20 protein-coding genes are annotated in these 19,508 nt (G+C 64.1%); 10 read left to right on the forward strand and 10 right to left on the reverse strand.

Annotation, left to right across the window (positions count from 1 at the left end; genetic code table 11):
* Positions 1-10: 10 nt before the first annotated feature.
* The 7 genes from ASD80_RS07070 to ASD80_RS07100 all read right to left on the reverse strand — a co-directional run bounded on the left by ASD80_RS07070 (position 11) and on the right by ASD80_RS07100 (position 8,478).
* Positions 11-1,111, reverse strand: coding sequence for an ABC transporter permease (locus ASD80_RS07070; RefSeq protein ID WP_082555122.1), 1,101 nt, complete (start codon positions 1,109-1,111; stop codon positions 11-13).
* Positions 1,108-1,977, reverse strand: a complete 870-nt coding sequence (locus ASD80_RS07075) for an ABC transporter permease (RefSeq protein ID WP_056230758.1) — start codon at positions 1,975-1,977, stop codon at positions 1,108-1,110. The genes ASD80_RS07070 and ASD80_RS07075 overlap by 4 nt, the downstream gene beginning before the upstream one ends.
* Positions 1,977-2,762, reverse strand: coding sequence for an ABC transporter ATP-binding protein (locus tag ASD80_RS07080; RefSeq protein WP_056230760.1), 786 nt, complete (start codon positions 2,760-2,762; stop codon positions 1,977-1,979). Before ASD80_RS07080 ends, ASD80_RS07075 begins: the two co-directional genes overlap by 1 nt.
* Positions 2,763-2,919: 157 nt before the next feature.
* Positions 2,920-4,371, reverse strand: a complete 1,452-nt coding sequence (gene hydA, locus ASD80_RS07085; RefSeq protein ID WP_056230762.1) for a dihydropyrimidinase — start codon at positions 4,369-4,371, stop codon at positions 2,920-2,922.
* A 69-nt stretch (positions 4,372-4,440) separates the two neighbouring features.
* The gene (locus ASD80_RS07090; RefSeq protein ID WP_056230763.1) at positions 4,441-5,691 is read right to left on the reverse strand and encodes a Zn-dependent hydrolase; all 1,251 of its coding nucleotides are present in this window, start codon (positions 5,689-5,691) and stop codon (positions 4,441-4,443) included.
* 10 nt (positions 5,692-5,701) lie between these two features.
* Complete coding sequence (locus tag ASD80_RS07095) at positions 5,702-7,198, reverse strand: CoA-acylating methylmalonate-semialdehyde dehydrogenase (RefSeq protein ID WP_056230765.1); 1,497 nt, start codon at positions 7,196-7,198, stop codon at positions 5,702-5,704.
* On the reverse strand, positions 7,198-8,478 hold the full coding sequence (locus ASD80_RS07100; RefSeq protein WP_244488966.1) for an aspartate aminotransferase family protein: 1,281 nt from the start codon (positions 8,476-8,478) through the stop codon (positions 7,198-7,200). Before ASD80_RS07100 ends, ASD80_RS07095 begins: the two co-directional genes overlap by 1 nt.
* Before the next feature lie 212 nt (positions 8,479-8,690).
* Between ASD80_RS07100 and ASD80_RS07105 the strand changes: the two genes are divergently transcribed.
* From ASD80_RS07105 to ASD80_RS07115, 3 genes are all read left to right on the forward strand, one after another.
* Positions 8,691-9,386, forward strand: coding sequence for a TetR family transcriptional regulator C-terminal domain-containing protein (locus tag ASD80_RS07105; RefSeq protein ID WP_056230766.1), 696 nt, complete (start codon positions 8,691-8,693; stop codon positions 9,384-9,386).
* A 68-nt stretch (positions 9,387-9,454) separates the two neighbouring features.
* Complete coding sequence (locus tag ASD80_RS07110; protein ID WP_056230768.1) at positions 9,455-10,153, forward strand: NYN domain-containing protein; 699 nt, start codon at positions 9,455-9,457, stop codon at positions 10,151-10,153.
* Between the two features lie 76 nt (positions 10,154-10,229).
* Positions 10,230-10,835 carry a dihydrofolate reductase family protein gene (locus ASD80_RS07115; RefSeq protein WP_056231329.1) on the forward strand — a complete coding sequence of 202 codons (606 nt, stop codon included), beginning with the start codon at positions 10,230-10,232 and terminating at the stop codon, positions 10,833-10,835.
* Here the strand turns inward: ASD80_RS07115 and ASD80_RS07120 are convergent.
* Positions 10,832-11,221, reverse strand: coding sequence for a DUF4260 family protein (locus tag ASD80_RS07120; protein WP_056230769.1), 390 nt, complete (start codon positions 11,219-11,221; stop codon positions 10,832-10,834). The two genes, ASD80_RS07115 and ASD80_RS07120, sit on opposite strands and share 4 nt — an antisense overlap.
* Positions 11,222-11,689: 468 nt before the next feature.
* On the opposite strand from ASD80_RS07120, the gene ASD80_RS07125 reads away from it, so the two are divergent.
* Positions 11,690-12,043, forward strand: coding sequence for a septal ring lytic transglycosylase RlpA family protein (locus tag ASD80_RS07125; protein WP_056230770.1), 354 nt, complete (start codon positions 11,690-11,692; stop codon positions 12,041-12,043).
* Between the two features lie 314 nt (positions 12,044-12,357).
* On the opposite strand, the gene ASD80_RS07130 is transcribed toward ASD80_RS07125, so the two are convergent.
* Together ASD80_RS07130 and ASD80_RS18470 are read right to left on the reverse strand one after the other, a co-directional pair.
* Entirely contained in the window at positions 12,358-13,320 is a 963-nt protein-coding gene (locus tag ASD80_RS07130) for an aldo/keto reductase (RefSeq protein ID WP_056230772.1), read from the reverse strand.
* 10 nt (positions 13,321-13,330) lie between these two features.
* Positions 13,331-13,480, reverse strand: coding sequence for a DUF1127 domain-containing protein (locus ASD80_RS18470; RefSeq protein WP_162247331.1), 150 nt, complete (start codon positions 13,478-13,480; stop codon positions 13,331-13,333).
* A 184-nt stretch (positions 13,481-13,664) separates the two neighbouring features.
* Here ASD80_RS18470 and ASD80_RS07135 point away from each other — a divergent pair, with 184 nt between their 5' ends.
* The 6 genes from ASD80_RS07135 (at position 13,665) to ASD80_RS07160 (ending at position 19,455) form a co-directional block, all read left to right on the forward strand.
* A complete protein-coding gene (locus ASD80_RS07135) occupies positions 13,665-14,534 on the forward strand; it encodes a LysR family transcriptional regulator (RefSeq protein WP_056230774.1) in 870 nt (289 codons plus the stop codon).
* A gap of 94 nt (positions 14,535-14,628) precedes the next feature.
* Complete coding sequence (locus tag ASD80_RS07140) at positions 14,629-15,186, forward strand: hypothetical protein (RefSeq protein ID WP_056230776.1); 558 nt, start codon at positions 14,629-14,631, stop codon at positions 15,184-15,186.
* Positions 15,187-15,490: 304 nt separating this feature from the next.
* Positions 15,491-16,663: an MFS transporter gene (locus tag ASD80_RS07145; protein ID WP_056230777.1), complete on the forward strand. Its 1,173-nt coding sequence runs from the start codon at positions 15,491-15,493 to the stop codon at positions 16,661-16,663.
* Entirely contained in the window at positions 16,660-17,850 is a 1,191-nt protein-coding gene (locus tag ASD80_RS07150) for an MFS transporter (RefSeq protein ID WP_082555124.1), read from the forward strand. Before ASD80_RS07145 ends, ASD80_RS07150 begins: the two co-directional genes overlap by 4 nt.
* Positions 17,843-18,319 (forward strand): MmcB family DNA repair protein, encoded by a 477-nt coding sequence (locus ASD80_RS07155; RefSeq protein ID WP_056230779.1) that lies wholly within the window; start codon positions 17,843-17,845, stop codon positions 18,317-18,319. The genes ASD80_RS07150 and ASD80_RS07155 overlap by 8 nt, the downstream gene beginning before the upstream one ends.
* A complete protein-coding gene (locus tag ASD80_RS07160; protein ID WP_056230780.1) occupies positions 18,319-19,455 on the forward strand; it encodes an MFS transporter in 1,137 nt (378 codons plus the stop codon). The genes ASD80_RS07155 and ASD80_RS07160 overlap by 1 nt, the downstream gene beginning before the upstream one ends.
* Positions 19,456-19,508: the final 53 nt, after the last annotated feature.

The following is a 19,508-nucleotide window of genomic DNA, read 5'->3' on the forward strand; positions in this document are numbered from 1 at the left end:
CTTTTCCCTGTTACGCCCGTCCACCACGGACAGACGGATGCCAGAAGGTGACGCCCCTTTCTATGAGGGCGATCACCCCGTAGAAGGCGGACCCCGCGATCGCTGCAACGGCGATCTCCGCCCAGACCAGATCGATGGCCAACCGGCCAACGCCTGTCGATATTCGGAAGCCCATTCCCACAACGGGCGTCCCGAAGAATTCCGCTACGATTGCGCCGATCAAAGCCAGAGTCGAGTTGATCTTGAGGGCGTTGAAGATGAAGGGCCCGGCGGCGGGAAGTCGTAGCTTCAGAAGGGTTTGCCAGTAGTCGGCAGCATAGGTGCGCATCAGGTCGCGCTCGATGCTGGAACTGGCATTGAGGCCGGCCACGGTGTTGACCAGCATGGGAAAGAAGGTCATCGCCACGACGACGGCGGCCTTCGACTGCCAGTCGAAGCCGAACCACATCACCATGATCGGCGCGATGCCGATAATGGGCAGCGCCGACATGAAATTGCCGATCGGCAACAGCCCTGCCTTGAGGAAGGGCGACCGATCAACCAGGATTGCGACGACGAGGCCCGACAGGCACCCGATGGCAAAGCCGGGCAGCACCGACTTGATGAAGGTCTGCACGAAATCGGCCCACAGGATCGGGGCTGAATTGGCCAGTTGCGCGCCGATCGCCGAAGGCGCGGGCAGCAAAACTGGCGGCACATTGGCGCCCCGCGTCACCACTTCCCAGATGACCAGCAGGGCCGCCCCGAAGACCACGGGGATCAGCAGGCCCAGCCCGGCATTGTCGCTAAGGCGCGGCGCCAGGCTCTTGCTGAGGCGTTCCACGAACAGCCAGGCAAACAGCCAGGCCACTACCACCGCCATCCAGAAAAATGGCAGTGGCGGCACAAATGCCCCGATGCTGGTGAGCACGGCCACGGCCCCCAGCAGCGCAAGGGCGCCATCGACCCACAGGCCCAGCGGCACGAAGAAGCGGATCAGCGATAGGCAGCCCAGAGCCAGGAAGGCCTTGAGCAGCAGCGCCTGCTCGAACGGCGTGACGAAACTATAGGCAAGGGCTGCGGTGGCGAGGCCGCCCGCGACAAGAGCCAGGAAGTATTGCAACTGGCTCATGCGGGACGCACCCCCATGCGGGCATTGACCATGCGTTCGGCCGCGCCGACGATCATCACCAATATGGCCGCCAGCGCCGCGGCGATGAACAAGGCGGCCCAGATCTGGATGGTCTGGCCATTATAGGAGCCGGTCAGCAGCCGGACACCCAGCCCGCCGCCAGCGGCGTTGGAGAGCTCGCTCACCACCGCGCCGACCAGCGAAATCGCAATGCCCACCTTCATCGAGGCGAAGAGGATGGGCATGGCGGCGGGCCAGCGCAGCTTCCAGAAGGTCTGCCACGGCGAGGCGTCATAGGTATGCATCAGGTCGAGCTGGATGCTCTCGGGCGAGCGCAGGCCCTTGACCATGCCGACCACGACCGGGAAGAAACTGAGATACATCGAGATCAGGGCGCGCGGTACCGTGCCGGTAATGCCGACCGAACCCAGCCCCACCACCACCATGGGCGCGATGGCCAGGATGGGAATGGTTTGGCTGGCGATGATCCAGGGCATCAGCGAACGATTGGCCGCCTCGTTGTGCACGATGAACACGGCTAGGACGACGCCCAGCGCGGTGCCCAGCACGAAGCCCAGCAGCGTCGAGCTGAGGGTGATCCAGCCGTGATAGGCCAGCGAGCGCTTCGAGGTCAGCTCCAGCGCCACGGTGGCATTCCAGATTTCGCCGACGACCTGATGCGGCGCCGGCAGCACCGGCCGGTCCTGCGCCCAGGTCTGCAGGGCGAATTCAGTGAAGGGCACGTCGGTGAGATTGGCCCGCGTATTGAGTGTCGTCTGCCATGGCGCGTTCATGCCGATGGCGGCAGCGTACCAGACCACGATTATGGCGAGCAGGACGACGATGACCGGCCCTGCGCGACGCATCACAGCGCCTCCTCATAGCTGTGTCCGGCCCGCAACCCGTCGCGTACCCGTGCCGCGATCGCCAGAAATTCCGGTGTTTCGCGGATGTCGAGTGGGCGCTCCCCGGGCAGGTCGCTCTCGATCACATCGGTCACGCGACCGGGGCGAGGGGACATGACCACGATCTTGGTCGACAGATACACCGCCTCGGGAATGGAGTGGGTCACGAAGCAGATGGTCTTGCCGGTGCGATCCCACAGCTTGAGCAGCTCGGAATTGAGGTGGTCGCGCACGATTTCGTCCAGCGCGCCGAAGGGCTCGTCCATCAGCAGCAGGTCGGCATCGAAGGACAGGGCTCGGGCGATGGAGGCGCGTTGCTGCATGCCGCCCGACAATTGCCAGGGATATTTCTTCTCGAAGCCGGCAAGGTTCACCAGGTCCATGGTGCGTTTGACGCGCTCGGCTTGCTGGGCCGACGTGTAACCCATGATTTCGAGCGGCAGGGCGACATTCTTCTCGATGGTGCGCCACGGATAGAGCGCCGGCGCCTGGAACACATAGCCATAGGCCCGGTCCTTGCGCGCCCGCTCGGGCGCCTGGCCATTGATGGTCAGGCTGCCCGAGGTGGGTCGCTCCAGATCGGCAATGGTGCGCAGGAAGGTGGTCTTGCCGCAGCCCGAGGGGCCGATGAAGGAAACGAATTCCCCCTTCTCGATGGTGAGATTGACATCGCTCAGCGCAACGACGTCGCCATCATTGGTCTTGAAGGTCAGGCCAAGATTGGTGGCGGAGACGACGCTGGTCAAAGCAAGGCCCCCTCACCCGCCGCTGCGCGGCGACCTCTCCCCCAGAGGGAGAGGTGTCGCTGCGCGACCAGACTGTTCTTTCTAACCTCTCCCTGGGGGGAGAGGTCGGTTGCGAAGCAACCGGGTGAGGAGGCCTTGGTCCAGTCCATCAAAACCATCAAACCCCCGACGCCGGAATACCCGATCGTTCCACCTTGCGGGGCGCGACGATTTCTTTCCACTGGCTCAGCGCCCGGTTCACGGGATTTTTCGCTTCGCGGGCGACGAATTTGCCATGGCCCGGCTCGGCCTTGACCTCGTTTTCGACAATCGAGACCTTGCCGCGGGAGAGCACGAAGCGCGGCAGGCCGGTGACCTTGAAACCCTCGAACACATTGTAGTCGATGACCGACTGCTGGCTCGAAGCCGAGATGGTCTTGCTGCGCTTGGGATCCCACACCACCAGGTCGGCGTCGGCCCCCACCAGCACGGCACCCTTTTTCGGGTAGAGGTTCAGGATCTTGGCGATATTGGTCGAAGTGACGGCCACGAATTCGTTCATGGTCAGCCGGCCGGTATTCACCCCCGCCGTCCACAGCACCGGCAGGCGATCTTCGAGACCCCCGGTCCCGTTGGGTATCTTGGCGAAATTGCCGATGCCGGTCCGCTTCTGGTCGGTGGTGAAGGCGCAGTGATCGGTGGCGACGACCGAGAGCGAGCCCGATTGCAGCCCGGCCCACAGCGAATCCTGATGGCTCTTGTTGCGGAAGGGCGGCGACATCACCCGGCGGGCGGCGTGGTCCCAGTCGGCGTTGAAATATTCGCTTTCATCCAGCGTCAGGTGCTGGATCAGCGGCTCGCCATAGACGCGCATGCCCTTTTGCCGCGCGCGACGAATGGCTTCGTGGCTCTGCTCGGCCGAGACATGCACCACATAGAGCGGCACGCCGGCCATGTCGGCGATCATGATGGCGCGATTGGTGGCCTCGCCCTCGACTTCCGGCGGCCGGGAATAGGCATGCGCCTCGGGCCCGTTATTGCCCTCGGCGAGGAGCTTGGCCGTCATCGCGGCGACGACATCGCCATTTTCGGCATGCACCAGCGGCAGCGCGCCCAGATCGGCGCAGCGCTGGAACGACGAGAACATCTCGTCGTCATTGACCATCAGGCTGCCCTTATAGGCCATGAAATGCTTGAAGCTGGTTATGCCGCGATCGACCACCTCGGCCATTTCCCGCCACACCTGCTCGCCCCACCAGGTGATGGCCATGTGGAAGGAATAGTCGGCGCTCGCCTTGCCGGATTTGTTGTCCCACATCGAGAGGGCCTCGAGCAGGGACTGGTTGGGATTGGGCAGGCAGAAATCCACCACCATGGTCGTGCCGCCGGCCAGGCCGGCGCGGGTGCCGGATTCGAAATCATCGGCCGAATAGGTGCCCATGAAGGGCATTTCGAGATGGGTATGGGGGTCGATGCCACCCGGCATGATGTAGCAGCCCGTGGCATCCAGAGTCTCGTCGCCGGAGAGGTTCTGGCCGATCTCGACGATCACGTCGCCCTCGATCTTGACATCGGCCTTGTAAGTCAGATCAGCGGTGACAATGGTGCCGTTCTTGATGACTTTGCTCATGCTGCATTCCCTATAATTCCATGTCTCGCGCGCCCTGTTTCCCTCGGCACCCGCAGACAAAATTGCTTGCTATTCGACGATCTCCGCCGTCTCCACCACCGCGTGGAACAGCACATCCGCTCCCGCCGTGGCCCATTCCCTGGAAATGTCCTCGGCTTCGTTATGCGACAGCCCGTCGACGCAGGGGCACATGACCATGGTCGATGGCGCCACCTTGTTGGCCCAGCAGGCGTCGTGGCCGGCGCCGGAGATGATGTCCATGTGGCTATAGCCGAGCTTCTCGGCCGCAGCGCGAACGCGACCCACCAGGGTCGCATCGAAGGTGACGGGGTCGAAATGACCAACTGCCTCCATCGCATAGCCGACGCCGAGTTCGGCACAGATCGCCTGTGCCTTGCTTTCGATCTGCCCGCGCATGGCATTGAGCTTGCCCAGTTCCGGCGAGCGGATATCGACGGTGAAGATTACCGCACCCGGCAAGACGTTGCGCGAATTGGGCGCGAACTTCATCTGGCCGACACCACCGACGGCGCCGGGCTGGTGATCCATGGCGACGGCCTGAACCATTTCGAGAATCCGCGCCATAGCGAGGCCCGCATTGACGCGCATATTCATCGGGGTGGAACCGGTATGGGCCTCCTTGCCGGTCAAAGTGAATTCGAGCCACCACAGGCCCTGACCGTGGGTGACGACGCCGATCTGCTTGTTCTCGGCTTCGAGGATAGGGCCCTGCTCGATGTGATATTCGAAATAGGCGTGCATCTTGCGGGCGCCGACCGGCTCCTCGCCGACCCAGCCGATGCGCTGCAGCTCGTCACCGAAGCTCTTGCCCTCCTGATCCTTGCGGTCATAAGCGTATTCGAGCGTGTGTATGCCGGCAAAGACACCGGAGGCCAGCATCGCTGGTGCGAAACGCGCGCCTTCTTCATTGGTCCAGTTGGTGACGACGATGGGGTGTTTCGTCTTGATGCCGAGGTCGTTCATGGTGCGCACGAGTTCGAGCCCCGCCAGCACGCCCAGCACGCCATCATATTTGCCGCCGGTCGGCTGGGTATCGAGATGGGAGCCGACATAGACCGGTAGCGCATCGGGGTCGGTGCCCGGACGGGTCATGAACATGGTGCCCATCTTGTCGACGCCCATGGTGAGACCGGCATCCTCGCACCAGCGCTGGAAGAGCGCGCGCCCTTCCTTGTCGCTGTCGGTCAGCGTCTGGCGATTATTGCCCCCTGCTATGCCGGGGCCGATCCGGGCCATGTCCATGAGGCTGTCCCAGAGCCGATCACCATTGATGCGAAGGTTTTCTCCTGGGGCAGACATGGGCAAGGTCCTATTTCACGCTCGGGAAGCTGAATTCGGCGCCACCCTTGATGCCGGCGGGCCAGCGGGTGGTGACGGTCTTGAGGCGGGTGTAGAAGTGGACGCCTTCGGGGCCGTAGATGGAGTGATCGCCGAACAACGAGCGCTTCCAGCCACCGAAGGAGTGGTAGGCCACCGGCACGGGAATGGGCACGTTGACGCCGACCATGCCGACCTCGATCTTGTCGGCGAATTCGCGGGCGGCGTCGCCGTCGCGGGTGAAGATGGCAGTGCCATTGGCATATTCATGGTCGTTGATGAGCTTGACCGCAGAATTGTAATCATCGGCGCGCACCACCGAGAGGACGGGGCCGAAGATTTCTTCCTTGTAGATGGTCATGTCCGGCGTGACATTGTCGAACAGGGTGCCGCCGACATAATAGCCGCCTTCATAGCCCTGCAGCTTGAAGCCGCGGCCGTCGACGACCAGTTCTGCGCCCTGCTCGACGCCCGAGTCGATGTAACCGACAATCTTGTCGCGGTGCATCTTGGTGACGACAGGACCCATTTCGGCGTCCTTGTCGGTAGCCGGACCGATCTTCAGCGACTCGACGCGCGGCTTGAGCTTGGCCACCAGCGCATCGGCAGTTTCCTTGCCCACCGGCACCGCAACGGAAATCGCCATGCAGCGCTCACCGGCCGAGCCATAGCCGGCGCCCATCAGCGCATCGGCGGCCTGGTCGAGATCGGCGTCGGGCAGGATGACCATGTGGTTCTTGGCGCCGCCCAGGGCCTGCACGCGTTTTCCCGCTTTCGTGCCGCGCTGGTAGACGTACTCCGCAATTGGGGTCGAACCGACAAAGCTCACCGCCTTGATATCGGGGTGGTCGAGAATGCCGTCGACCATTTCCTTGTCGCCATGGACGATGTTGAGAATGCCTTCGGGCAGGCCGGCTTCCATGAAGAGGTTCCAGGCCAGCATGGAGGCGCTGGGGTCGCGTTCGGAAGGTTTGAGGATGAAGGCATTGCCGCAGGCAATGGCCGCCGGATACATCCACATCGGCACCATGGCCGGGAAGTTGAACGGGGTGATGCCCGCCACAACGCCGAGCGGCTGGCGATCGGAATAGGTGTCGATGCTGGGGCCGACATTGCGGGAAAATTCGCCCTTGAGCAGTTGGGGAATGCCGCAGGCGTAATCGACGCAGTCGATGCCACGCGCCACTTCGCCCAGGGCATCGTCATGCACCTTGCCATGCTCGCGCGAGATTTCGCGGGCGAGATCGTCGGCATATTGATCGAGCAGGGCCTTGAACCTGAACATGACGCGAGCGCGCTTCATCGGTGGGGTATTGCCCCAGGCGACCTGCGCCTTCTTGGAGGAGGCGACGGCCTCGTTCAGCTCGGCCATGGTGGAAAGCGGCAGTTCGGCCGATTGCTCGCCGGTGGCCGGATTGAACACCGGCACGCGGCGGGTGGAGGCAGAGACGTAGCGTTTGCCGGCAACGGCATTTTCGATGACAGCCATCAGTCGATGCTCCTCAACACTTTGCGCAGGGCGTCGATCAGTTCGGCAATCTGATCCTTGCTGACGATCAGCGGCGGGCTGAGCGCGATGATGTCGCCGGTGGTGCGGATCAGGTAGCCGTCCTCGAAGGCCTTCACGAAGGCCGAGAAGGCGCGCTTGGTGGGCGAGCCGGCAATGGGTTCGAGCTCGATGGCGCCGACCAGCCCGATATTCCTGATATCGATGACATGCGGCTCGCCTTTGAGCGAGTGCAAAGCATCCTGCCACACCGGGGCCAGCTCGGCGCCGCGGGTCAGCAGGCCCTCTTCCTTGTAGGTCTCGAGCGTGGCGAGACCCGCCGCCGAGGCGATGGGATTGCCCGAATAGGTATAGCCGTGGAAGAACTCGATGACGTGTTCGGGGCCACCCATGAAGGCGTCGTGGATTTCCGAGCTGACCAGCACCGCGCCCATCGGGATGACGCCATTGGTGAGACCCTTGGCGGTGACCATGATATCGGGGGTGACGCCGAAATAATCGGCGCCGAAGGGGGTGCCGAGACGACCGAAGCCGGTAATGACCTCGTCGAAGATCAGCAGGATGCCGTGCTTCCTGGTGATCTCGCGCAGGCGCTGGAGATAGCCGGCGGGGGGGATCAGGACGCCGGTCGAGCCGGCCACCGGCTCGACGATGACCGCAGCGATGGTCGAGGCATCGTGCAGGGTAACGATGCGCTCGAGCTCATCGGCCAGCTCCACGCCATATTCGGGCAGGCCCTTGGAGAAAGCGTTCTTTGCCAGGTTATGGGTATGCGGCATATGGTCGACGCCGGTGAGCAGGCTGCCGAACATCTTGCGGTTGGTGACGATGCCGCCCACCGAAATGCCGCCGAAATTGACGCCGTGATAGGCGCGCTCGCGGCCGATCAGGCGGGAGCGGGCGCCGTCGCCCTTCACCCGGTGATAGGCGAGCGCCACCTTGAGCGCGGTTTCCACCGATTCGGAACCCGAATTGGTGAACAGCACATGGTCGAGCCCCTTGGGCGCGATATCGACGATGCGGTTGGCCAGCTCGAACGCCTTGGGATGGCCCATCTGGAAGGCGGGGGCGTAATCGAGTTCGGCCGCCTGTTTGGCGATGGCTTCGACGATCCTGGGGCGGGCATGGCCGGCATTGACGCACCACAGGCCCGCCGTGCCGTCGAGCACCTGACGGCCATCGGAGGTGGTGTAGTGCATGTCCCTGGCAGCGACGAACATGCGCGGGGATTTCTTGAACTGGCGATTTGCCGTAAAGGGCATCCAGAACGCATTCAGGTCGTTCGGCACCACGGCATTTGAATTGGACACGAAACCCTCGCTCCCGTTGATTCTGCACTGATCCGTCATTTGTCTCTTGACGTGGGAGCATGAAGTTCCCAAAAATTTTGACCAGTTGGAAAAATGTTAGCACTCCCAAACTTTCTAGCAAGGCGAAAATGCCGCCGAACAAAGTGAAAAGTGCCGAGCCGGCAATGCCCCCGAAACGCCAGCACAAGGCTGACGCCAAGGCGGCGGCGCATCCGCATGCCAAGCCACGTCCGCTGACGCGCATCCAGCGCGAGAAGCAGGACCTCATTCTCGAAGCGGCGCTCGACGTGTTTTCGATGCACGGCTTCCGCGGCTCCACCATCGACCAGATCGCCGAGGTGGCCGGGATGAGCAAACCCAATCTGCTCTATTATTTCCCCCGCAAGGAGGAGATCCATCGCCGGCTGATGTCGGCTCTGCTGGACACCTGGCTGGCGCCGCTCAAGGAAATGGATGCGACAGGCGATCCCTTCCCCGAAATCCGCTCCTATATCCGGCGCAAGCTGGAAATGGCACGCGACTTTCCGCGCGAAAGCCGGCTTTTCGCCAATGAAATGCTGCAGGGCGCACCGCGCATCATCGAGATGCTCGAAGTCGATCTCAGAAACCTCGTCGACGAAAAGGCCCAGATTCTGCTCGGCTGGATGGACCAGGGCAAGCTCGCCCATACCGATCCCTATCACCTGATCTTTTCGATCTGGGCCACCACCCAGCATTATGCCGATTTCGACGTGCAGGTGCGGGCGGTGCTGGGCAAGGACCGCGGCGGCGAAGGCCGCTTCGAGGACGCCGCCCGCTATCTCGAACAACTGTTCCTCTTTGGGCTGACGCCACGAAGTACAGCCCCTCGCAAAAGCTAAAATTGCAGGTAAAGGCACCGTGATCGATTCAGCAGGCAACGCTAGGCTTATCGCGAACGGAGCCAGCCATGACCCTGCAGCAGATTGCCGTCCTGTTCGATGCCGAGAATATCGACTGCGTTACGGCGGGCCGCGCACTGAACACGCTGGCGGCGCGCGGCCGCATCGTCGTCATGCGGGCAGTGGGCGATTTCTCCGCAGCAACCCTATCGAACTGGGTCGAATGTGCCCGCGCGCATGGCATCGAACTGGTCATGCAGCCGGGCCTGGGCAAGGGCAAGAACGCCGCCGATATCCGTCTGACCATTGAGGCGATGGACATCGCCCATGCCGGCAAGATCGACACGATGGCGCTGGTCACCCATGACCGCGATTTCACCCCGCTGGCCCTGCGCTTGCGCAATGCAGGTCTCACTGTCCTGGGCATGGGTCGCGTGGAGCCGAGCGCCACGTTTCGGGCTGCCTGCTCGGCATTTGAACTTTTCGCGCCGATGAAACCCATGGCGGAGAAGGCCATTGAAGCAATCCAGCTCGACAAAGGCGAGATGGCGCGGCTCCAGCGGGCCGTTGCGACGGCGAGCAAGCAGGGGCCGATTTCGCCGGTCAACCTGACACGGGCCATCATCGCAGCGGAGCCTGCTCTGGCCACGCGGCTCAGCGGTCGCGGGAAATTTCTCAAGACGCTAGTCGCCCACGGACTGGCGGAACGGGTGGGGAGCGGCCCGGAAATGATGGTTCAGGCGCCGCGCCTCCGCGACGCAGGCTGAATTGTTAAGCGTCCACTTGACAATCGCCTTTCCGTGCCGCATTACTTAAGTTATAAATTAAGTGATGGAGCCGGAAATGACCCAGCAAGTCCACGCCCATATGAGCCTGTCGCTCGACGGTTTCGGCACGGGCCTTAACCAGACACGAGAAAAGCCCTTCGGCGACATCCCCGAGGGGGAACCCCTGCATCGCTGGATGATCGAGGACGCCGAGAACAACAAAGCCGAGATCGATGCCATCTGCGACTATGGCGCCTTTCTCATGGGGCGGAACATGTTTGCCGCACCGGGTCCGGACGCCTGGGAGGCCGAGTGGAAAGGCTGGTGGGGCCCGAATCCGCCCTATCATGCGCCGGTCTTCGTGTTGACCCATCACGCGCGGCCGCCAATCGAAATGGAGGGCGGCACGGTGTTTCACTTCGTGACCGAGGGGCCGGAGGTGGCGATGGCGCGGGCCAGGCAGGCGGCGGGCGGGCGCAATGTGGTGATTGCCGGCGGAGTCAGCACATTGCGGCACTATCTCAATGCCGGTGCGGTGGACATGCTGCACCTGCAGATCGCACCGGTGGTGCTCGGGGCGGGCGAATGCCTGTGGCACGGGCTGACGGCGACGCTGGAACCCGCCGGCGCGCGGGCGACGCGGTTCACCACCCACATGGATTATCGCGTGGCGAGGGACTAGCGGCTGCGGCCCGCCTTGCCGATGGGACCGAGATGGGTCGCTTCGAAGCTGTCGAGCTTGAGACCGTAGCCAAGCAGGCGATCGAAGCCAATATGGGCGACCCAGATGGCAGCAAGGCCATAGGCCAGCGGACCGACGGCCAAGCCGGCCAGCGCCAGTAGGGCAGGCGCGGCATAGGTGTGGCCCAGATTGTAGCTCAGCGCGCCCAGACGGGCCGAACGCAGGTAAGCCAGCATGGTGATGTCTGGCACGAGGAACAGCAGGGCAAAGACCCACCAGGACTGGCCGAGCCAGATATAAGCGGCCACGGCCAGGACGAGGGCGGCAAGGCCTTCGAGGCGCTGCAGCAGGATGGCGTCGGCGGCGGGATGATTGGTAGCGGTCATGGCGAACTCTCCCTTGCGGTGACATAGACATAAGACCATTCATCGATGCGCTGAATTGGCCAAAAACGGGCGCTTCTCATTCAAAATTGAATAGCGACATCCGCCACAATCACGCCATAATCGGGCCGCGCGGGCCACTGGCGGGCCTCGATTGTCGATGGAACCTGCCGCAATGACCCGTTTTGGCACAGTTGACGCGGAACCGTGACATCATGGCCACAGGGCGCAAGGTGAATCCCAAAACCCCTGTTCTTCACCGGCATGAATCCACGAATGAGGCCTATTCCGGATTCATTTCCTCCAATTGTGCCGACCCGCTCCGCAATCGACCGTCAATAGAGCCGGAATTGCTGCGGCAGATGGGCAACACAAGGCGCCGGCAGGCCCATTGCGGCCAATATGGGCACAATGTGGCCCGCCCTTCCCATTACTCGGCGCTCACCTTCCAACTGACGTGAGTGCCTGAGTTTGATTAGCAAAGCCGTTTCCGCCGCCGCCATTGCTGCAGCTTTCCTTTCCCTCTCCACTGCAGCCTATGCCCAATGCGGCGGCGCCTCCTGGTACGGTCCCGGTTTCAACGGGAAACGGGCCGCCTCCGGAGAAATCTTCAACGAGAACGCCATGACGGCGGCGCATCGCTCCCTGCCCTTCGGCACCAGGGTCATGGTCACCGACCAGCGCACCGGCGCCGAAATCGAAGTCACCATCAATGATCGCGGGCCGTTCCATGGCAGCCGCATCATCGATCTCTCCAAGGCCGCGGCCACCAAGCTGGGCTTCCGCAATCGCGGCACCACCTCGGTCTGCATCAGCCAGCTCTGAGCCGACGGATGGGTTAAACAAGGACCGCTCCGATGGGGCGGCCCTTGTTGTTTGTGACATGTGCCTCAACGCACCTGGTCTTGAGGAGGGGCACCCTATGTAGCTGGCGCGATCTCACCACATCCACCGGGCGGCTCCTCCCCCTTGACGGGGGAGGTTGGGAGGGGGTGCTGGGAGCCACGATATCGGGGCTAAACAGTCCCCCACCCTTGATCCTTCTCGCCTAAAATCGCTCCACTGGAGCGATTTTGCCTTCGGCCGGTTCGAAGCCCGCAAGGGGGAGGGAGACGACTGAAACATTGCCCCTCCATGCCTCAGCGCAGGCCCAGCGCGTCGATGGCTGCCATCTGCTCGGCATCGAGCGGCCCCTGCCGCTCGGCGGCGAGCGCCTGGTCGAGCTCGGCGACATTCTTGACGCCCAGCACCAGCGTATCGACGCCCTCGATGCCCAGCGCATAGCGATGTGCCACAATGGCCGGGTCCTCGCCCCATTGGGCGCAGAGGGCCCGCCAGGGCGCGGCGCGGCGGAAATCCTCGGCTGTCGGCGACGTATCGGCGCGATCGAGCCCCGCGGTCAGCGCCCCGGCCTGCACCGCCCGCACCCCCATGACGCCGACGCCATTGGCCTGTGCGGCCGCAATGACGCTGCGCGGGCGCGGGGCGAGGCCGGTGCCGTTCATTTCGCCCGGACTGTCGAGCAGGTTGGCGATGGCCTGCACGGCGGCAGGCCTGGGGCCAGCCGAGAGCGCATCGATGGTGGCGGCGGCGTGATTGATGCCGGTAATGCCCCAATGGCCGATCAGCCCTTCGGCCACCAGCCGGGCAAAGGCCGGCCGCACCGCCTCGCGATAAAGCGACAGGCTGGTCGAGCGCTCGTCCCTGGGCGGCTGTCCCGCCGGATATTCGAAGTCATCGGGCCGGATTTCGCTGTGCAGCAGCAGCATATCGACCCGCTCGAGCCGCATCGCCTTGAGGCTGGCTTCGAGCGAGACGCGCAGCCGGGGATAGACCTCTGCGGCGGGGACCGTGCCCAGGCCATGCTTGGTGGTGACGCGGACACCATGCGGCAGCCTGCCCTCGAAGGCGCGACCGATCATGGCCTCGCAAATCTTGTAGCCGGGGGCGGCATCGATCAGGTCGATGCCGCTGTCGACGGCGTGGCGAAGCGTTGCCACCGCGTCCTCCTGCGAGGTCAGGCCCCAGACCTGGCCGATGCCGCCGCCACCAAGGGTGAGGCGGCTGACCGAGCCGACCGGGCCGAGCGTATTGAGTTTCATTTCCGTCACCTCAGCGCGTGGTTTCGTCGACAAAGCAGGCGATCTTATCGCGCTCGGTGCCGATATCGGCGAGCATCCGGTCATCGAATGTATGCAGCTTGCGGATGGCGATCCGGCGCAGGCGCCAGTCATTGAATTTGCGGGTCAGCGGTCCAAACATGTCTCGTCTCCTTCGTAACGGGCAAAGCACGGTCAGCGCCGAAACGCGGGCGTTTCGGATTTTCATGTCTGGATGTATCGGCTTTGCGCAACAACGCCCTGTCGGCGCCGTCTGGGCATACCTTGCTCATTTTGCTGCGTTTTCGCTATAGTCGAGTCTGCAATGAGCTTTGCAGAAGTGAAAAATGGACTTCAGTTGGGACGATCTGCGGCTGTTTCTCGACGTGGCGCGGCTGGGCGGGCTCAGCGCCGCCACCGAGACGACGCGGCTGAGCGCCGCCACTCTGGGCCGGCGCGTCGCGGCGCTGGAACGGCAGGTCGGCGAGCCGCTGTTCCATCGCAGCCAGACCGGCTATCGGCTCACCCAGGCGGGCGAAGACCTGCTGGCCCGCGCCGAGGATGTGGAGGCGGCCATGCTGTCGCTCCGGCGCTGGAAGGAAGGGGCCATTGGCGAGCGGGTGGTGCGGCTTTCGGCCGGCTCGTGGACATCGGCCTTCGTCGCCAGCCATATCGGCGACATCTGGACGGTCGAGGACCGCTTCGGGCTGGAATTCGTCACTGCGATGCAGAAGGTCGATATCGGCCGGCGCAATGCCGATCTGGGCATCCGCAACGAGCGGCCGACCGAGCAATGGCTGGCCGGGCGGCTGATCGGCACGGTGGCCTATGCCATCTATTCGGGGCTTAACCTCGTCAACGGCATCAAGGCCGGCTATTTCGTCGGCGTGGCGGGCGAAAGCGGACAGACCCATTCGTCGCGCTGGATGCAGGCGCGCCATGGCGACCGCATCGCCGTGCGCGGCAATGACGCCATGGGCGTGCGCGAACTGGTGGCGGCCGGGGCGGGGCTTTCGGTCTTTCCCTGCTTCGTGGGCGACAGCGATCCGCGCCTGGTGCGTGTCGCCCCGCCCATTGCCGAGCTTGAAACCGACCAGTGGCTGGTGAACCATCACGAGGAGCGGCACGAGCCGTCGGTGCGTGCCGTCGGCGACCGCATCGTGGCGCTGATGAAGCGGCATGGCGCGTTGTTCAGGGGCGAGACGCCTCGTCATTGAGCCCTGTCCCAGGCTCAAAGCGTGCCGGCGTTAGCCCTCCCTTAGCACTCGACCCTTACCATGCGCGCCGGGAAAAGACCGGAGTGGCTGGGGCATGAAGGCCGCCGCTTACATTGTCGGGCCAATGGACGGGCCGGGCGCCGCATTGATGGATCTGGCACGCCGCCTCGGTTTTTCGGCGGTGCTGCCCTATGCCGGGGTGGCGCAGGCCGAACAGCAGTCGGCCCGTACGCCTGTCTGCTATTTCCTCTTTGCCGCCGTGCCCGATGTGGGGACGCTGCGCAGCGTGGCCGAGGCCATCCGCTTCTGCCCCAGCCGGCGCGTGCGCTTCTCGCCGCTGATCTATTTCTCCGAAAGCCCCTCGATCGAGACCATTACCCGCTGCATCAATATGGGCTTCGATGACGTCATCACCATGCCGTTCACCCGCGCCCGCGTAGCCGAACGCATCGACCGGCAGGTGGGGCAGAGCCATGTCTATTATGAAACGCCGGGTTATTTCGGCCCCGACCGCCGCGACCGCGTTACCGGTCCCAAGCGCGCTGCCGAGACCCGCGCCGGCGGCCAGTTCCGCCGCCTCGAAATCGTCCGCAACCTGATGAGCGGCGTCACCGTGTTGCGCGACGACTTCTACATGGCGCCGACGGGGTGATTTTGGTCTTTCGGGCGGCAGGCCTGCCCCTTCCCGGGCACAAACTCTCCCACCCCACAATCGCTTCCCGCGGACTTGATCCGCGGGTCACTGTCAATCCGGCACAAGCGGCGGGAGACCCCCGGATCAAGTCCGGGGGAAGCGCGGTGATGGGGGCGATAAATGGTTCTGCCTTAGCATTCAGGGAACATCCTGCGGCACAATTGCAACGTTGCAAAAATCTCCCGAAAACGTTTCTCCCCGCTATTTCCCGAACCCTGATTTTCGCATAGCTTCGTGCCGATAATTTCACGAGTTTTCAGCCATGAGATTCGGCATTGACCTGCCGCCCCAGATCAAGGTGTTCGGGGCGTTTTTTGTTTATTCGTTCTGCATGGGCAGCATGTTTCCGCGCCTGCCCGACATCCAGACGGCCATGGGCGTCGGCGAGGGCCAGCTTGGCCTGGCGTTGATCGGCTCTGCCGTCGGCACGCTGATCTCGCTGACCTTTGCCGGCCGCTTCATCGAGTCCTTCGGCTATCGTCGCGTGCTGCTCACGGCCATTCCGCTGCTGTCCGTCTTTTATGCACTGGCCATGTGGGCGCAGGGCCCCCTGATGTTCTTTGTGGCGCTACTGCCGGTCGGCCTCACCATCGGCTGCATCGAGATCATCATCAATATCGAGGCCGATCGCGTCGAGCATGCCATCGGCAGGCGTATCATGAGCCGGGCCCATGCCTTCTGGAGCCTGGGCTTTTTCACGGCCGGCATGGTCGGCTCGTTCATCGCCCAGACAGGCCTTTCGGTGCAGCATCACCTGCTGGCCATGATCCCGGTCATCATCGTGGCCACCCTCGTCGTGCTGGGCCGCTTCGAGCCGGCTCCGCACCGCACCGGGTCAAGCACCGATGAAACACCGCATCTGGCGCGGCCGACCCTGGCCATCATGATGCTGGTGGCCGTGTGCCTCTCGGCCATGCTGATGGAGGGCGCCGGCATCGACTGGTCGGCCATCTATATGCGCGACATGTTCGCCGCCACCCCGTTCTGGGCCGGCATTGCCGTGGCCACTGTCGCCGGTTCGCAGGCCTTTGCCCGCTTCTTCGCCGATGGGTTCGTCGATCGCTACAATCCGGCGATGGTGGCGCGGACGCTGCTCACCATCATGGGCGCGGGCGTGCTGCTGGTCTTCTTCGCGCCAGTCGCCTGGTCGGCCTATCTGGGCTTTGCCATGATCGGCGTGGGCTCGAGCGCGCTGTTCCCGCTGGCCATGTCTGCCGCGGCGCAGCAGACCGACCGGCCAGCTGCGATCAACGTCGCGGCCCTGGCGCAATTCTCCTTCACCGCCTTCCTGCTCGGGCCGCCGCTGCTGGGCTATGTCGCCGAGCATTTCGGCATCCGCTGGACCTTCGGCGTCGGCTTCCCGCTGGTGCTACTGGGCCTGGCCACCGCCCAGGTGCTGGCGCCCCGCCGTGCCAACAAGGTCGTCACCCCATGATCGCCCCCCAATATCGTATCTATGCCTGCTTCTTTTCCTTTGCCGTGAGTACCGGCGCGCTGATGGCGCGCCTGCCCGATATCCAGACCCATCTGGGGGTCTCGGAAGGCCAGCTCGGGCTCACCATGATCGGCATGGCCATCGGCTCGCTGATCTCGCTGACCATCGGGGCGCCCCTGGTCGACAGGCTGGGCTTCCGCACCTCGGCCTTCATTACCACGCTCGGTTCGGCCATGCTGTTTGCCGTCATCCCCTGGCTCCCCTGGGCACCGGCGGTGTTCGCCGTGCTGTTGATGGTGGGGCTGCTGGCGGGAGCGCTGGAAATCAACCTCAATGTCGAGGTCGACAGGCTCGAAACCCTGACCGGCAAACGCTACATGAACCGCGCCCATGGCTTCTGGAGCGTCGGCTTCTTCTTTACCGCGCTGTTCGGGGCGATGATCCGCCAGTCAGGCCTGTCTGCCGGGCTGCATCTGGCGATCGTCGCCACCCTTATTGTCGTGATTACGGGCTACCTGATCCATGGCGCGACCAATGCGCCGCGGACGGCGCGCAGCCAGACAGAAGCGGGCGGCCATCGCTTCGCCTTCCCCAATTGGGGCCTGTTGCCGCTCTGCCTTATCGGCTTTGCCGCGTTTCTCGTGGAGGGCGCCGGCATCGACTGGTCCGCCATCTATATGCGCAACGTCTTTGCCGTGGAGCCCTTGGTGGGCGGCATGGGCCTGACGCTCTTTGCCTTCTTCATGGCGCTGATGCGGCTGACCGCCGACCCGATCGTGGCCCGCTACGGACCGCGCAGGGTCGCCATGGTCATGCTGGGCTTTGCCAGCCTGGGCGCCCTGCTGGTGGGCGTGGCGCCGCAGCCGGTATGGGCCCTGCTGGGCTTTGCGATGATGGGGGGCGGCTGTTCGGCAGTCTATCCGCTGGCCGTCTCGGCGGCCGCCCAGCGCACGGACAGGCCGGCGAATGTCAATGTCGCGGCCATCGGGCAGGTGAGTGTCGTGGTCTTCTTCCTGGCCCCGCCGCTGCTGGGTTTCGTTGCCGAGTTCATCGACATCCGCGCGTCCTACTTGATCTGCCTGCCGCTGCTGCTGGCCGGGCTGTGGGCATCGAGCTTTGCGCTCGGCAATCACAAGGTGGACACACCGGCGGGCCTGCCGCCCGAACCCGTTTCGCCCCATGGCTGACTTGCCGCCCCAGAACCTGCCGCCAATCGTCGACCTGCGCCAGTCGGCAACGGCCTTGCGGGTGCAGCGCGGCGTGATGCGCCTGCTGCGCGAGACCCATGACATGGCCTGCTATGCCGAAGTGCCGCTGGCCAATGGCAGGCGGGCCGATGTGCTGGCGGTGGGGCCCAAGGGCGAGATCTGGATCGTCGAGATCAAGTCGAGCCTCATCGACTTCCAGGTCGATCGCAAATGGCCGGAATACCGGGAATTTTCCGACAAGTTCTTCTTTGCCAAGCCGCCCGAACTGGAGGCGGAAATCTTTCCCGCCAGCGAGGGCCTGATCGTCGCCGACGGCCATGGCGGCGCCATCCTGCGCGACAGCCCAGATACGCCGCTGGCCCCGGCAAGGCGCAAGACATTGATGCTCAAGCTCGCCCGCATGGGCGCCGACCGCATCCACATCCTCATGGATCCCGGACCCAAATAGTGACTTCCTCGCGCTGGCGCATCATCGCCGTCTTCGTCCTGCAGGCGCTCGGCATGGGCGCCATCCAGACCCGCATCCCCGATATACAATTGGCGATCGGCCTCAACGATGCCCAGCTCGGGCTGGCGCTGATGGGCCTGCCGGCGGGGGCGCTGTCGGTCTTCCTGTTTTCGAGCCACATCATCGCCCGCTTCGGCCCGCGCCGCACCGTGCTCACCTTCCTGCCGATCCAGACCATCGCGGCCAGCGCCATTGCGGTGGCGCCCGGTTTCTGGAGCATGGCCGGCCTGTTCTTCGTCATGGGCATTGGCAGCGCCGTCACCAATATCGCGATGAATGTCGAGGCCGACCGCATCGAGGCGGCCAGCGGCAGGCGGGTGATGAATACCTGCCACGGCGCCTGGAGCATCGGCTTTCTCGCTGTGGCTTTGCTCGGTTCGCCCATCCGGGGGCTGGGCATTTCGTCGGCGCTGCATATGGGCGTCGCCGCGCCGCTGGTGCTGGGGGCCATGCTGGTGGTGGTGCTGCCGATGACCGATGCGCCCGAACGCGCCCATAGCGGCGGCAGCGGCCGCCGGCACCTGTCCTGGCCGACGCTGATGACGCTGGCGCTGGTCGCCTTCGGGCTCGGCGGCGAGCTGCTGGAAGGCGCGGCGCGCTCATGGTCGATCATTTTCCTGCGCGACAGCTTCGCCATTCCGGCCTGGCTGGAATCGCTGGCTTTGCCGGCCCTGCTCGTCATGATGGCGGTCGGCAGGCTACTCGCCGACCGGCAGATCGACCGCTTCGGCCCGGTGCGGGTGGCGCGTGTCATGAGCGCACTCGCCTTTGCCGGGCTTTGCGCCGTGGTATTTTCCAGCAATGCCGGCATGGCCCTTGCCGGCTTCGGCCTCGTGGGCCTTGGCATCTGCGTGCTTTATCCGCTGATGCTGTCGGGCGCCGCGGGCCTGGGCGACCGGCCGGCGGCCGAGAATGTCGCGGCCATGACGCTGGTGGTGCAGATCATCAGCCTGGGCGCGCCGCTGCTGATCGGCGCGGTGGCCGAAGGCTTCGGCATCCGCTACGCCTTCGGCATGCTGCTGCCGCTATTGGCGCTCGGCTGGGCCATGGCCGGAGTACTGGCGCCGAAGCGATAGCGCGGATCCGGGCACGCCCTCGTGGTTCGAGGCTCGCAAGGGCTCGCACCTCA

The organism is Devosia sp. Root635, assembly GCF_001427605.1.
In the GTDB taxonomy this organism is placed as follows: Bacteria; Pseudomonadota; Alphaproteobacteria; order Rhizobiales; family Devosiaceae; genus Devosia.

What these genes read in the sequence shown, in the direction of transcription:
- ASD80_RS07105 (WP_056230766.1), top strand. Translation starts at nt 8,691, where the DNA reads ATGCCCCCGAAACGCCAGCACAAGGCTGACGCCAAGGCGGCGGCGCAT.
- ASD80_RS07140 (WP_056230776.1), top strand. Translation starts at nt 14,629, where the DNA reads ATGAAGGCCGCCGCTTACATTGTCGGGCCAATGGACGGGCCGGGCGCC.
- ASD80_RS07090 (WP_056230763.1), bottom strand. Translation starts at nt 5,691, where the DNA reads ATGTCTGCCCCAGGAGAAAACCTTCGCATCAATGGTGATCGGCTCTGG.
- ASD80_RS07075 (WP_056230758.1), bottom strand. Translation starts at nt 1,977, where the DNA reads ATGCGTCGCGCAGGGCCGGTCATCGTCGTCCTGCTCGCCATAATCGTG.
- ASD80_RS07100 (WP_244488966.1), bottom strand. Translation starts at nt 8,478, where the DNA reads ATGCCCTTTACGGCAAATCGCCAGTTCAAGAAATCCCCGCGCATGTTC.
- hydA (WP_056230762.1), bottom strand. Translation starts at nt 4,371, where the DNA reads ATGAGCAAAGTCATCAAGAACGGCACCATTGTCACCGCTGATCTGACT.
- ASD80_RS07145 (WP_056230777.1), top strand. Translation starts at nt 15,491, where the DNA reads ATGAGATTCGGCATTGACCTGCCGCCCCAGATCAAGGTGTTCGGGGCG.
- ASD80_RS07155 (WP_056230779.1), top strand. Translation starts at nt 17,843, where the DNA reads ATGGCTGACTTGCCGCCCCAGAACCTGCCGCCAATCGTCGACCTGCGC.
- ASD80_RS07150 (WP_082555124.1), top strand. Translation starts at nt 16,660, where the DNA reads ATGATCGCCCCCCAATATCGTATCTATGCCTGCTTCTTTTCCTTTGCC.
- ASD80_RS07120 (WP_056230769.1), bottom strand. Translation starts at nt 11,221, where the DNA reads ATGACCGCTACCAATCATCCCGCCGCCGACGCCATCCTGCTGCAGCGC.
- ASD80_RS07095 (WP_056230765.1), bottom strand. Translation starts at nt 7,198, where the DNA reads ATGGCTGTCATCGAAAATGCCGTTGCCGGCAAACGCTACGTCTCTGCC.
- ASD80_RS07135 (WP_056230774.1), top strand. Translation starts at nt 13,665, where the DNA reads ATGGACTTCAGTTGGGACGATCTGCGGCTGTTTCTCGACGTGGCGCGG.
- ASD80_RS07110 (WP_056230768.1), top strand. Translation starts at nt 9,455, where the DNA reads ATGACCCTGCAGCAGATTGCCGTCCTGTTCGATGCCGAGAATATCGAC.
- ASD80_RS07130 (WP_056230772.1), bottom strand. Translation starts at nt 13,320, where the DNA reads ATGAAACTCAATACGCTCGGCCCGGTCGGCTCGGTCAGCCGCCTCACC.
- ASD80_RS18470 (WP_162247331.1), bottom strand. Translation starts at nt 13,480, where the DNA reads ATGTTTGGACCGCTGACCCGCAAATTCAATGACTGGCGCCTGCGCCGG.
- ASD80_RS07070 (WP_082555122.1), bottom strand. Translation starts at nt 1,111, where the DNA reads ATGAGCCAGTTGCAATACTTCCTGGCTCTTGTCGCGGGCGGCCTCGCC.
- ASD80_RS07115 (WP_056231329.1), top strand. Translation starts at nt 10,230, where the DNA reads ATGACCCAGCAAGTCCACGCCCATATGAGCCTGTCGCTCGACGGTTTC.